Raw genomic sequence first — 13,260 nt, 5'->3', positions numbered from 1 at the left:
AGCCCGTTTGCGGCACGCCGCTGCGCGTCAGCGCGGATGCTTCAGATGCCGACCCAAAATGAACGTTTCGGACGATTTGTCGCGGGACGCCTTCGGCTTGCGCGGCGCGACAGTCTTAAACTGCTGTTTGAACTTTTCGACGATCTGGCTGTAGCCGCTGCCGTGAAAGCACTTCACGAGCAGCGCACCGTCCGGCTTCAGATGATTCTGCGCGAATTCGAGCGCCAGATCGCACAGATGCTCGATGCGCGCCGCGTCCGCCGAGGCCACGCCGGAGAGGTTGGGGGCCATGTCGGAAATAACAAGGTCCACCGCGCGACCTTCGAGCACTTCTTCGAGCCGGTGGAGGACCTCGTCCTCGCGGAAGTCGCCCTGCAGGAAGTGGACGTCGGCGATCGGCTCCATCGGCAGGATGTCGAGCGCCACGATCGTGCCGTCGATGCCGCCTTCGCGCTCCGCGTCGCGCTTCTTGCCCTGCGCGAGCTTGTTGCGGGCATACTGGCTCCAGCTGCCCGGCGTCGCGCCGAGGTCGACGATCACCTGGCCCGGACGGATCAGCTTGTCCTGCTCGTCGATTTCCTTCAGCTTGTACGCGGCGCGCGCGCGATAGCCCTCCCGCTGCGCCATTTTGACGTACGGGTCGTTGATGTGGTCGTGCAGCCAGTGCTGGTTAAAGCGGTTTTTTGCCATTCGAGAGAGAGATTGCTGCTATTTGCTTCGTGAAGCCGTGCTTTTGGCGGATAATACGCGTCTTCTTCGCGCGGCTGCGGCCCCTTCCGGGCCCAAGCCGCGATTTTACGTGGTTTCGGCGCGCGGCTGATGCGGTAACTTCCCGCGATTCGCTTCTGGCGCAGCGCGCCCCTATTTAGATTTCGACATTTCCATGCCCGCCCTTTCGCTTTCCCCCGCCGAGCGCTCCGCGCTGCGCTCCCAGGCCCATGCGCTCAAGCCCGTCGTGCTGATCGGCGCCGAAGGGCTCACCGACGCCGTGCTGAAGGAAATCAAGGTGCACCTCGCTGCGCACCAGTTGATCAAGATCCGTGTGTTCGGTGACGAGCGCGACGAGCGCGTCGCCATTTACGACGAGATCTGCGACCGCCTGAACGCGGCGCCGATCCAGCACATCGGCAAGCTGCTGGTGATCTGGAAGCCCGAGGCTGCCGTGGCGGCCCCGGCCCGCGGCCGTCGTGCCGGCGCGCTGCCGAGCGCGGCCGAAGCCGTCGACGACAAGAAAGGCCGTGCACCGCGCACCGTCAAGGTCGTCAAGGTGTCGCCGAACGCGAGCCCGGTGCGCCGTCCGCGGCCGGTGAAGGTCACGGTGCGCGGCAACGAGCGCGTGACGGCAGGCGGCACGGTGAAGCGCGCGAAAAAGCGTCAGGCCAGCACGAAGCGGCCGCACCAGGGCAAGTAATCCTGCCGCGCGGCACGGGGCACCCCGTGCCGCGTTGCCCGCGCGGCGCTCAGGCCATTCAGGCGTCTTGCGCCGGCAGACGCCAGATCAGCATCAGCCCCAGCACGCTCTCGACGAGATAGAACAGGCTCGAGACGCCGTGCAGCATCCCGAAGCGGCTCGCATACGGCGAGTTCGCGATATCGGTGCCCGCCTCCATCGCGGCCACCCGCAGCGCGTTCATGAACGGCTGCAACGCAAAATACCCGACCAGCACGCACGCGACCATCGCCGCGACGATCCAGCGCACGCGACGATAATCGCCGCTGCCGCGCCGCACCTGCTGGTTCGACAGCGCGAGCAGCAGCACGCCGCATACCACACCGAGGATCGCCTCGATGCGGAACAGCTGGGCGGCGACCGAGCCGGCCGTCATCCGCTCCAGCGTCCGGAACAGCACGGGCGCGACCGCATACCCGATCGTCAGCAGGCTGCCGACCCACACGGCCGACAGCAGGCGGAACACGCGATGCGGCATCACGTCGCCCCGCTTCAGATATAGCTGACGGAGATGATTTCGTACTCGCGCACGCCGCTCGGCGCCTGCACGGCCGCGACGTCGCCTTCGGACTTGCCGATCAGCGCGCGCGCGATCGGCGAGCTGACCGAGATCAGGCCGTGATCGATATCGGCTTCGTCGTCGCCGACGATCTGGTACTTGACGGTGTCGCCGGACTCGAGATCCTCGAGTTCGACCGTCGATGCGAAGACCACGCGGCCTTCGGCGTCGAGCACGGTGGGATCGATGACCTGCGCGGCCGACAGCTTCGATTCGATTTCCGCGATGCGACCCTCGATGAAGCCCTGTTTTTCTTTCGCAGCGTCGTATTCCGCGTTTTCGGACAGATCGCCCTGTGCGCGGGCCTCCGCGATCGCGTTGATCACGGCCGGCCGCTCGACGGACTTGAGGCGCTGCAATTCATCGCGCAGTTGCTCTGCGCCACGCTTTGTCAACGGAATGGTGCTCATAAACGGCTCAATCGCTAAAAACGGCTATAAAAAAAATCACCGCGATTAAACGTATTTCCGGTGAACCGGAAACACCGCTTAATCGCGGCACGTGTTGCTTCGACAGGTAACTGACTGCTTAGTTTAGGCGAGCGTGAAGACCTTGTAAATCATAGACTTCCAGATCCTTCAGGTAGCGCAGGCCTTCGACGGCCGCGCGCGCGCCGGACATCGTCGTGTAGTACGTGACCTTGTGCGCCTGCGCGCTCATGCGGATCGAACGCGAATCGGCGATCGCCTGGCGCGTCTCGTCGACCGTCGTGAACACGAGTGCGATCTCGCCGTTCTTGATCATGTCGACGATGTGCGGACGGCCGTCCTTCACCTTGTTCACGACCTTCACCGGCACGCCGGCCGCTTCGATCGCGGCAGCCGTGCCCTTGGTCGCGACGATCGGGTAGCCGAGGTCGTGCAGCATGCGCGCGACTTCGACCGCCTTCGGCTTGTCGGCATCCATCACGGTGAGCAGCACCGTGCCCGACTCCGGCAGGCGCGAACCGGCCGCGAGTTGCGACTTGAACAGCGCTTCGCCGAAGGTCTGGCCGACGCCCATCACTTCGCCGGTCGAACGCATTTCAGGCCCGAGGACCGGATCGACGGTCGGGAACTTGACGAACGGGAACACCGCTTCCTTCACGCTGAAGTACGGCGGCTCGACTTCCTTCGTCACGCCCTGCTGCGCGAGCTTCTGGCCGACCATCGCGCGCGCCGCGATCTTCGCGAGCGGCAGGCTGGTCGCCTTCGACACGTACGGCACCGTGCGCGACGCGCGCGGGTTCACTTCGAGCACGTAGATGATGTCCTGCTTCGAACCGTCCGCCTGCGGCACCTGCTGGATCGCGAACTGCACGTTCATCAGGCCGACCACGTTCAGCGCCTTCGCCATCGCGCCCGTCTGGCGCTTCAGCTCGGCCACGGTTTCCTTCGACAGCGAGTACGGCGGCAGCGAGCATGCCGAGTCGCCCGAGTGGACGCCCGCCTGCTCGATGTGCTCCATCACGCCGCCGATGAACACCGACTCGCCGTCGCAGATGCAGTCGACGTCGCATTCGATCGCGTCGTTCAGGAAGCGGTCGAGCAGCACCGGCGAATCGTTCGACACCTTCACGGCCTCGCGCATGTAGCGCTCGAGGTCGCGCGGCTCGTGGACGATTTCCATCGCGCGGCCGCCCAGCACGTACGACGGACGCACGACGAGCGGGTAGCCGATTTCGGCCGCCAGCGCGAGCGCTTCGTCTTCGGCGCGCGCGGTGCGGTTCGGCGGCTGGCGCAGGCCGAGGTCCTGCAGCAGCTTCTGGAAGCGTTCGCGGTCTTCGGCCGCGTCGATCATGTCCGGCGACGTGCCGACGATCGGCACGCCGTGCGCCTCGAGGTCGAGCGCGAGCTTCAGCGGCGTCTGGCCGCCGTACTGGACGATCACGCCGACCGGCTTTTCCTTGTCGACGATCTCGAGCACGTCTTCCAGCGTCAGCGGCTCGAAGTACAGGCGGTCGGACGTGTCGTAGTCGGTCGACACCGTTTCCGGGTTGCAGTTGACCATGATCGTTTCGTAGCCGTCCTCGCGCATCGCGAGGGCCGCGTGCACGCAGCAGTAGTCGAACTCGATGCCCTGGCCGATCCGGTTCGGGCCGCCGCCCAGCACCATGATCTTCTTGTTGGTGGTCGGCTGCGCCTCGCACTCTTCCTCGTAGGTCGAGTACATGTAGGCCGTCTTGGTCGCGAACTCGGCCGCGCAGGTGTCGACGCGCTTGTAGACCGGGCGAACGTTCAGTTCGACGCGGCGGCGGCGGACGTCTTCCGGCGTCGCGCCGAGCAGCTTCGCGAGGCGGCGGTCGGAGAAGCCGCTCTGCTTCAGGAAGCGCAACTCGTCGAACGTCAGCGACGCGAGCGTGCGGCCCGCGAGCGCCTTTTCCTTCAGGATGATCTGCTCGATCTGCTCGAGGAACCACGGGTCGATCGCGGTTTCCGCGAAGATTTCCTCGGCCGTCATGCCGATGCGGAACGCATCGCCGACGTACCAGATGCGGTCCGGGCCCGGCTCGTGGATCTCGATCGCGATCTCGTCGCGGTCGGTCGACTTCTCGTCGAGACCGTCGACGCCGACTTCGAGGCCGCGCAGCGCCTTCTGGAACGATTCCTGGAACGTGCGGCCGATCGCCATCACTTCACCGACCGACTTCATCTGCGTGGTCAGGCGCGAATCGGCTTCGCGGAACTTCTCGAACGCGAAACGCGGGATCTTCGTGACGACGTAGTCGATCGTCGGCTCGAACGACGCCGGCGTCTGGCCGCCGGTGATTTCGTTCTTCAGCTCGTCGAGCGTGTAGCCGACCGCCAGCTTCGCCGCAACCTTCGCGATCGGGAAGCCGGTCGCCTTCGACGCGAGCGCCGACGAACGCGACACGCGCGGGTTCATCTCGATGACGACCATGCGGCCGTCCTTCGGGTTGATCGAGAACTGCACGTTCGAGCCGCCCGTGTCGACGCCGATCTCGCGCAGCACCGCGAGCGATGCGTTACGCAGGATCTGGTATTCCTTGTCGGTGAGCGTCTGCGCCGGCGCGACCGTGATCGAGTCGCCGGTGTGCACGCCCATCGGGTCGAGGTTCTCGATCGAGCACACGATGATGCAGTTGTCGGCGCGGTCGCGCACGACTTCCATCTCGTATTCCTTCCAGCCGAGCAGCGATTCCTCGATCAGCAGTTCGCGCGTCGGCGACAGGTCGAGGCCGCGCTTGCAGATCTCTTCGAATTCTTCGCGGTTGTACGCGATGCCGCCGCCCGAGCCGCCGAGCGTGAACGACGGACGGATCACGACCGGGTAGCCGCTGCCGCCGGTGCCGGCCATGATCTCGGCGTGCACCTGGGTCGCTTCTTCCATCGAGTGCGCGATGCCCGACTTCGCGGAACCGAGACCGATCTTGGTCATCGCTTCCTTGAATTTCTGGCGGTCTTCCGCCTTGTCGATCGCTTCCGGCGACGCGCCGATCAGCTCGACGCCGAACTTCTCGAGCACGCCGTGGTGGTGCAGGTCGAGCGCGCAGTTCAGCGCGGTCTGGCCGCCCATCGTCGGCAGGATCGCGTCCGGGCGCTCCTTCTCGATGATGCGTGCGACCACTTCCCACGTGATCGGCTCGATGTACGTAACGTCGGCCGTGTTCGGGTCGGTCATGATCGTCGCCGGGTTGCTGTTCACGAGGACGACCTTGTAGCCCTCTTCACGCAGCGCCTTGCAAGCCTGCGCGCCCGAATAGTCGAACTCGCAAGCCTGGCCGATGATGATCGGGCCGGCGCCGATGATGAGGATGCTTTTGATGTCTGTGCGTTTTGGCATGGCTTGTGAATTCAGTAAGTAATCTTTGTCGTGGCGTTGTCGTCGGTCGGCAGGCCGCGCTCAGCTCATGGTGGCGAGCGCGAGCTTCACCGAGAAACCGATGAACAGGCCGCCCACGCTGCTCGCCGCGCCCGCCGCGAGCCTGCGGCGGCGGCGGAAATGCTCGGCGAGCCGTGCGCCCGCGAAGATCAGCGTGCTCAGGTACAGGAAGCTCGCGCATTGCGCGATCGCCCCGAGCACGACGAACGACAGCGCGGGATGCGGGAATGCCGGGTCGACGAACTGGATGAAGAACGAGATGAAGAACAGGATCGCCTTCGGATTCAGGAGGCTCACGATCAGCGCCTTGCGAAACGGCTTGTCGAAAGACCGCTCGCCGTCGACCGCCTGCGGCGCGTCAGCCGGCGCATCGCTGCGCGCGCGCAGCTTCTGCCACGCGCTGCGCAGCATGCCTGAGCCGATGTAGAGCAGATACGCGGCGCCGCCGTACTTGACGACGGAGAACAGCAGCGGGTTCGCCTTCAGGAGCGACGCGACGCCCGCGGCGGACAGCACCATCAGCACCGTATCGCCGACGAACACGCCGCAAGCCGCGCGATAGCCGGCCTTCACGCCGCGCTGCGCCGCGAGCGACAGCACGTACATCGAGTTCGGCCCCGGCAGCAGGATGATGAAGATCACGCCGAACACGTAGGTCCAGATATCCGTGATGCCGAGTGCGTGGCCGAACATGATGCGAATCTCCCGTTCTTCGGTTGCTTCAGTTGCGTCAGGCGTTGCGCTGCTTCGCCGCGTCCATCAGTGCGGTGAAACGGTCGAACAGATAGCCGATGTCGTGCGGGCCGGGCGACGCTTCCGGGTGGCCCTGGAAGCAGAATGCCGGCTTGTCGGTCAGCTCGAAGCCCTGCAGCGTGCCGTCGAACAGCGACACGTGCGTCACGCGCGCGTTGGCCGGCAGCGAATCCGCGTCGACCGCGAAGCCGTGGTTCTGCGACGTGATCACCACGCGACCGTCGCCGAGATCCTTCACCGGGTGGTTCGCGCCGTGGTGGCCCGTCTTCATCTTGAGCGTCTTCGCGCCGACCGCGAGGCCCATGATCTGGTGGCCGAGGCAGATGCCGAAGGTCGGCACGCCGCGCTCGATGAACTGCTTCGTGGCCGCGATCGCGTAGTCGCACGGTTCCGGATCGCCGGGGCCGTTCGACAGGAAGATGCCGTCCGGATTCAGCGCGAGCGCATCTTCCGCGCTCGCTTGTGCCGGCAGCACCGTCACGTGGCAACCGCGCTCCGCGAGCATGCGCAGGATGTTGTACTTGACGCCGAAGTCATACGCGACGACGCGGTACTTCGGCGCTTCCTGCATGCCGTAGCCGCTGCCGAGGCGCCATTCGGTCTGCTTCCACTCGAACGGCTTGGTGGTCGATACGACCTTCGCGAGATCCATGCCCGCGAGGCCCGCGAACGAGCGCGCGAGCTCGATCGCCCTCGCCTCGTCGTCCGAGCCGGCCAGGATGCAGCCGCTCTGCGCGCCCTTGTCGCGCAGGATACGGGTCAGCTTGCGGGTATCGATGCCGGCGATCGCGACGACGCCTTCGTCGCGCAGGTAATCGCCGAGCGTGCGGTCCATGCGGAAGTTCGATGCGAGCGTCGGCAGATCACGGATGATCAGGCCGGCGGCATGGACTTTCGTGGCTTCGACGTCTTCGGCGTTGACGCCGACGTTGCCGATATGCGGGTAGGTGAGCGTGACGATCTGACGCGCGTAGCTCGGATCGGTCAGGATTTCCTGATAGCCGGTAATCGCGGTGTTGAACACGACTTCACCGATCGTGTGGCCTTCGGCCCCGATCGAATAACCACGAAAGACCGTGCCGTCGGCGAGTGCAAGCAAGGCGGGAGAAAAAGACGGCAACACGGGAGGCTCCTTGGGGAACACCCTGCTGCCGACCTGTTTACCCTGCCGCGCGAGCGCCGCGCTGCGTAGGCGCGCGGAATCGCTAGCTGGACGCGACCTGCGTTGTCGAGACGCGAACCCGGCGCGTGGCGCACGAGGCTTCGCGGCATCGCCCGACAGGCGGCGTGCGGCGGATGAACGGGATGAGTGAGGTAGGCGCTAGGGTGCGAGGTTGATCAGCACAAACTTTCAAATTATAGCCCGAAAATGGCCTTATCTTCAATCGATATGGCCGTCCGATCGTGCATGCGGCGCGCGTGACGGCGCGCAGTCGCGCACGACACTCGTTGCTGCGGCCCCGTTTCCGCAGCCGCCCTACCCGTCAGCGTACCGCCGGATCAACGTGCTTGCCAGCGCTGCGCGCGGGCCACACGCACCAGACCGCGCTCGCGAGCTGCAGCGCGAGCAGCACGCTCCATGCGGTAACGTGCGCGGCGGCCGGGTAATGGCCGTCGACGGCCGGCCAGTGCGACAGCACCGCGCCGATGCCGATCTGGAACGCAAAGATCAGCACGAAGATCACGAGCGTCAGCGTCGTATTCGCGCGGCCGATCAGATGCGCCGGAAAGTGACCGGCCAGCACCGCGTAGGTCAGGATCCCGACGCCGCCGAACATCCCGTAGGCCGCCCACAGCACGGCCGGCGGCAGCGGCACGCGCGCGACGATCGCGCCCTGCGTGGCGACGAACAGCGCCATGCCGATGCCGCAAAATGCCTGGACGGACACCCCGCGGCGCTCGAGCACGCGCGCCGCCGCGCCGAAGCCGACGCAGCCCGCCATCATCGCGAAGCCGAGCACCGACACGAGCCGCGCGGCGTGCTGCGCATCGAACCCCGCGACGTCGCGCAGGTACGGGCCGACCCACAGCGACTGCATCGCGTAGAACACGCCCTGCGTGACGATCGAGAACGACGAAATCTTCCAGAACGCACGGCTGCCCAGGATGTGCCACGTGCCCTTGAACTGGCTGACGATCCCGCCCTGCTGACGCGGCCGCTCGGCTTCCGGCGCACCGAGGCCGATCGCGGCCGCGACGACGATCGTCAGCACCGCGAGGCCGCCGCAGATCACGCGCCAGCTCGTCACGCCGAGCAGCCAGGTCAGCGGCGAGCCGACCGCGACACCACCCAGGCCGCCGACAGCCATCACGAGACCGTTGACGAGCGGAAGCCGGCCGACCGGAAAATGCTGCGCGAGCGCCTTGAACGCCGCGCCGAGACACACCGATACGCCGACGCCGATCAGGAGCCGGCCGACCATCATCGTGCCGAGATCGTGCGCGATACCGAACACGGCGGCGCCGGCGGCCGCGAACAGCAGCATCCCGGCCGCCACGCGGCGCGGGCCGAAATGGTCGAGCAGCACGCCGGCCGGAATCTGCGCGCCGGCGAAGCCGAGGAAATAGAGACTGGTGAGCAGCCCGAGATCGGCGGCCGACAGCCCGAGCTCGTGCGTGACGAACGGCGCGAAGCCGAGATTGACGCCGCGGAACACGTACGACACGAAATATCCGATCGCAAACAGCGCGAGCACCCTCACCTGCACCGACGACATCGCTTCTCCTTGTGACTGCGCGCAGCGGCAGTCGCGCTGCCGCGCACAAACGAAAACGCCGTCACCTCGGTGACGGCGTTGCTACGCGTTTCGTCGGATGATAACGCAATCGCGCGGCCCGGTCGGGCCGCCGCGCCGCGATCGCGGCCGCGTTACTTCTTGCCCTTGTGCGCAGCGGCCTTCGGTGCAGCCTTCGCGGGCGCGGCCTTGGCCGCACGGGCCGCCGGCTTCGCGGCACCGTGCTTCGCGCCGCGCGACTTGCCGCCGACGGACAGGCTCGCGCGCTCGATATGCGCGCCGGCGGTCGACGTCGCGATCCGCTCCGGCCCCGGCTCAGCCGGCACCGCGCGGCCGACCGGCACGTGCAGCACGAGCGCCTGGCCCGGCATCGCGAGATCGCGATGCGTGCGGTTCCATGCCTTCAGCTGCGCGACCGACACGCCGTAGCGGCCGGCGATCGCCGCCATCGACTGCTTGCGGCGCACGCGGATCAGCATCTTGCGCGTGTCGGGCACGTCGGGCTCCATCGCGAGCACGCCGTTTTCCGCGACGTCCGCGCTGATGTCCTCGTCGTCGTCATCGCCGCGCGGCACGACGATCGTCGAGCCCGGCTTCAGGCGCATGCCGGCCGGAATCTTGTTGACCGACATCAGCGTGTCGGCATCCACGCCGATCTTCTCGGCGATCGCGGCCGGGCGCGCGCGCTCGCTCACCGTATAGGTGGTCCACGTCGACAACTGGCCGTTGTAGGCCTTCAGGTTCTTCTCGAACGCCGCCGCATTGTCGAACGGCAGCAGGATCTGCGGCTCGGTCGCGCCGAGGATCACCGGCTTCGCGAACGACGGGTTCAGCGAGCGGAACTCGTCGAGCGACAGGTTCGCGAGCTTCGCGGCCACCGCCACGTCGATGTCGCGCGCCGTCGTGACCGTCACGAAATACGGGTGGTTGGGGATCTCCGGCAGCGTCAGGCCGAACTGCTGCGGATTCGCGATGATGTTCTTCACCGCCTGCAGCTTCGGCACGTAGTTGCGCGTCTCGTTCGGCATCCGCAGGCTCTGGTAGTCGGTCGGCAGGCCGGCCGCCTGGTTGCGCGCGATCGCGCGCTGCACATTGCCTTCGCCCCAGTTGTACGCGGCCAGTGCGAGATACCAGTCGCCGAACATGTCATGCAGGCGCGACAGGTAGTCGAGCGCGGCGCTCGTCGACGCGAGCACGTCGCGACGCTCGTCCTGCCACATGTTGCGCTTCAGGTTGTACGTGCGGCCCGTGCCCGGCATGAACTGCCACATGCCGGCCGCCTTCGCGACCGACAGCGCCTGCGGGTTGAACGCGGACTCGATGAACGGCAGCAGCGCGAGCTCGGTCGGCATGTGGCGCGCCTCGAGCTCCTCGACGATGTGATAGAGGTACTTCTGCGAGCGCTCGGTCATGCGCTGCACGTAATCGGGACGTTGCGTGTACCAGGTCGTCTGCATGTCGACGAGGTCGCTCTGCAGGTCGGGCATCTGGAAGCCGCGGCGAATACGGCCCCAGAGATCGGAGTCCGCACTGGTCAGGTCGCCGACGGATTGCTTGTCGACGTCGACAGTTTCTTTGGCGGTGGCTGATTTACGGAGGTAGTTGGACGTCGCCTGCGAATCGGCGGCGTTGTTGGCGACAGGGGCCTGGCTCGCGCAAGCGGCGAGCAGCAGGACCACCATCGCACTCAATATAAGTCGCATGAAAATCTCGGCTTCCGACGGCTGGAAATTGCTGGCGATACTACGGAAGTGCGTGCTTCACGTCAATAAAAACACCGAAAACTCAGCGAAATCCTACATTTGCAGCAATTTTTACAGACGCTACCTGAGGTTTGGAGTCCTCCCGAAATCGTCATCGGAACCGGTTTTTCCACTCGCGCATCAGCGTGAATGCCGCCAGTCGATCCGGCACCGTTTCGTGCAGCTCGGCCTCGAGCGTCGCATGGATGGCCGCGCTGTCCGACCGCATGAACGGGTTGACGGCACGTTCGTGCGCGATCGTCGTGGGCAGCGTCGGCACGCCGCGCGCGCGCAGCGCCTGCGCATCGTCGCGCCAGGCGGCGAGCGCCGCATTGCCCGGTTCGCACGCGAGCGCGAAGCGGATGTTCGACAGCGTGTATTCGTGTGCGCAATGCACGCGCGTGTCGCCGGGCAGCGCCGCGAGCGCGTCGAGCGACGCGAGCATCTGCGCGGGCGTGCCTTCGAACAGCCGGCCGCAACCGCATGAGAACAGTGTATCTCCGCAGAACACGTGAGGCGTGGCCGCGCCCTGCCCGGCCGCCTGGAAATAGGCGATGTGGCCGCGCGTATGACCCGGCACGTCGAGCACGTCGAACACAAGCGCCGGTGCGCCGAGCGTCACGCGATCGCCGCCCGCGAGCGGGCGCGTGACCACGTCGATCGATTCTTCCGCCGGGCCATAAACGACCAGCGGCACATCGTCCGGTTGGCCATCGCGCAGCGCCGCGACACCGCCGACGTGGTCGGCGTGATGGTGCGTGAGTAAAATAGCGGTCAAGCGCCAGCCGCGTTCGGCAAGAACACGGCGTACCGGCGCGGCTTCACCCGGATCGACGGCGATCGCATCGCGGCCGTCCGAGACGAGCCAGATATAGTTGTCTTCGAATGCCGGCACCGGCACATATTCCAGCTCGTTCATGGGCACGCAATCATCGTTATGTCCGATCGTCAAATTATAGACTGGCCCGCCTGGACCGACTCGCCACCCGGCCGCTACGTGCTGGACTGGGAGCAGGCGCAGCTCGACCGGATCGTGTCCGACGTCTTCGGGTTTCACGCGCTGCAGCTCGGCCTGCCGCAGCTCGACGCGCTGCGCGAGAACCGCATGCCGTATCGCGGCCTCGTGCTCGACCCGGCGAGCGGCGCGAGCGCGCCCTACCAGTATCCGTGGGCGCGCGAGGCGCATGCGCCCGAGCATGCGCCGGCCGATCGCAGCACGACCTGGTGCGACCTGCTCGACCTGCCGTTCGAGTCGCAGAGCGTCGACCTGATCGTGATGCCGCATACGCTCGAATTCACGTCCGACCCGCACCGCCTGCTGCGCGAGGCCGAACGCGTGCTGATGCCGGAAGGCCAGCTCGTGATCACCGGCTTCAATTCGCTGAGCCTGTGGGGCATGCGGCAGTCGTTCGGGCGCATGGCCAACCGCCCGTTCGTGCCGGCCGCACGCGACCAGATCGCGTTCATCCGGCTCAAGGACTGGATCAAGCTGCTCGGCTTCGATCTCGAGCGCGGCCGCTTCGGCTGCTACCGGCCGCCGCTCGTCACCGACAAATGGCTTGCCCGCTACGGCTTCATGGAAGCCGCCGGCGACCGCTGGTGGCCGATCTTCGGCGCCGTCTACATGGTCACCGCCGTCAAGCGCGTGCGCGGCATGCGTCTCGTCGGCCCGATCAAGATGAAGAAGCCCGTGCTCGCGCCGGGCCTGACGCCGGCGGCCACCCCGACCACCCATCAAGAACACTCATGACCACCGACACCATCGACATCTATACCGACGGCGCCTGCAAGGGCAACCCCGGCCCCGGCGGCTGGGGCGCACTGCTGCGCTACGGCGACCGCGAAAAGGAACTGTTCGGCGGCGAGCCCAACACGACCAACAATCGCATGGAGCTGATGGGCGTGATCGCCGCGCTCGAGGCGCTGAAGCGGCCGTGCCGCGTGATCGTCCATACCGACTCGCAGTACGTGCAGAAAGGCATCAGCGAGTGGATCCACGGCTGGAAGAAGAAGGGCTGGGTCACCGCGGCGAAAACCCCGGTGAAGAACGCGGACCTGTGGAAGCGGCTCGACGCGCTCGTCGCACAGCACGAGGTCGAGTGGCGCTGGGTGAAGGGTCATGCGGGCCATCCCGAAAACGAACGCGCGGACGCGCTCGCGAACCGCGGCGTCGCATCGCTCGCGGCCTGAATCGCAGCC

At 66.3% G+C, this 13,260-nt stretch carries 12 protein-coding genes; 3 read left to right on the top strand and 9 right to left on the bottom strand.

Going from position 1 to position 13,260, the window contains the following annotated elements:
- Positions 1-27: 27 nt before the first annotated feature.
- Entirely contained in the window at positions 28-690 is a 663-nt protein-coding gene (locus DIE16_RS13350; protein ID WP_044844895.1) for an RlmE family RNA methyltransferase, read from the bottom strand.
- A gap of 193 nt (positions 691-883) precedes the next feature.
- Here DIE16_RS13350 and DIE16_RS13345 point away from each other — a divergent pair, with 193 nt between their 5' ends.
- The gene (locus tag DIE16_RS13345; RefSeq protein WP_044844896.1) at positions 884-1,411 is read left to right on the top strand and encodes a YhbY family RNA-binding protein; all 528 of its coding nucleotides are present in this window, start codon (positions 884-886) and stop codon (positions 1,409-1,411) included.
- Positions 1,412-1,469: 58 nt separating this feature from the next.
- Here the strand turns inward: DIE16_RS13345 and DIE16_RS13340 are convergent, their stop codons facing one another.
- From DIE16_RS13340 to gloB, 8 genes are all read right to left on the bottom strand, one after another.
- Complete coding sequence (locus tag DIE16_RS13340) at positions 1,470-1,928, bottom strand: DUF4149 domain-containing protein (protein ID WP_044844897.1); 459 nt, start codon at positions 1,926-1,928, stop codon at positions 1,470-1,472.
- Between the two features lie 14 nt (positions 1,929-1,942).
- Entirely contained in the window at positions 1,943-2,419 is a 477-nt protein-coding gene (gene greA / locus DIE16_RS13335; protein ID WP_021163362.1) for a transcription elongation factor GreA, read from the bottom strand.
- 118 nt (positions 2,420-2,537) lie between these two features.
- Positions 2,538-5,792, bottom strand: coding sequence for a carbamoyl-phosphate synthase large subunit (carB, locus tag DIE16_RS13330; RefSeq protein ID WP_124667607.1), 3,255 nt, complete (start codon positions 5,790-5,792; stop codon positions 2,538-2,540).
- 60 nt (positions 5,793-5,852) lie between these two features.
- Positions 5,853-6,524, bottom strand: coding sequence for a leucine efflux protein LeuE (leuE, locus tag DIE16_RS13325; protein WP_124892409.1), 672 nt, complete (start codon positions 6,522-6,524; stop codon positions 5,853-5,855).
- Between the two features lie 37 nt (positions 6,525-6,561).
- Positions 6,562-7,707, bottom strand: coding sequence for a glutamine-hydrolyzing carbamoyl-phosphate synthase small subunit (gene carA / locus DIE16_RS13320; RefSeq protein WP_124892408.1), 1,146 nt, complete (start codon positions 7,705-7,707; stop codon positions 6,562-6,564).
- Between the two features lie 361 nt (positions 7,708-8,068).
- A complete protein-coding gene (locus DIE16_RS13310; protein ID WP_124523552.1) occupies positions 8,069-9,301 on the bottom strand; it encodes a nitrate/nitrite transporter in 1,233 nt (410 codons plus the stop codon).
- Between the two features lie 152 nt (positions 9,302-9,453).
- Positions 9,454-11,022, bottom strand: a complete 1,569-nt coding sequence (locus DIE16_RS13305) for a transglycosylase SLT domain-containing protein (RefSeq protein ID WP_124487579.1) — start codon at positions 11,020-11,022, stop codon at positions 9,454-9,456.
- A 151-nt stretch (positions 11,023-11,173) separates the two neighbouring features.
- The gene (gloB, locus tag DIE16_RS13300; protein ID WP_124892407.1) at positions 11,174-11,980 is read right to left on the bottom strand and encodes a hydroxyacylglutathione hydrolase; all 807 of its coding nucleotides are present in this window, start codon (positions 11,978-11,980) and stop codon (positions 11,174-11,176) included.
- An 18-nt stretch (positions 11,981-11,998) separates the two neighbouring features.
- On the opposite strand from gloB, the gene DIE16_RS13295 reads away from it, so the two are divergent.
- Together DIE16_RS13295 and rnhA are read left to right on the top strand one after the other, a co-directional pair.
- Positions 11,999-12,811: a class I SAM-dependent methyltransferase gene (locus DIE16_RS13295; protein ID WP_044844904.1), complete on the top strand. Its 813-nt coding sequence runs from the start codon at positions 11,999-12,001 to the stop codon at positions 12,809-12,811.
- A complete protein-coding gene (rnhA, locus tag DIE16_RS13290) occupies positions 12,808-13,251 on the top strand; it encodes a ribonuclease HI (RefSeq protein ID WP_044844905.1) in 444 nt (147 codons plus the stop codon). The genes DIE16_RS13295 and rnhA overlap by 4 nt, the downstream gene beginning before the upstream one ends.
- Positions 13,252-13,260: the final 9 nt, after the last annotated feature.

Origin of the sequence: Burkholderia sp. Bp9090, assembly GCF_003857985.1 — a bacterium.
Taxonomy (GTDB): Bacteria; Pseudomonadota; Gammaproteobacteria; order Burkholderiales; family Burkholderiaceae; genus Burkholderia.
This window is presented reverse-complemented; position numbering and strand designations above follow the sequence as displayed.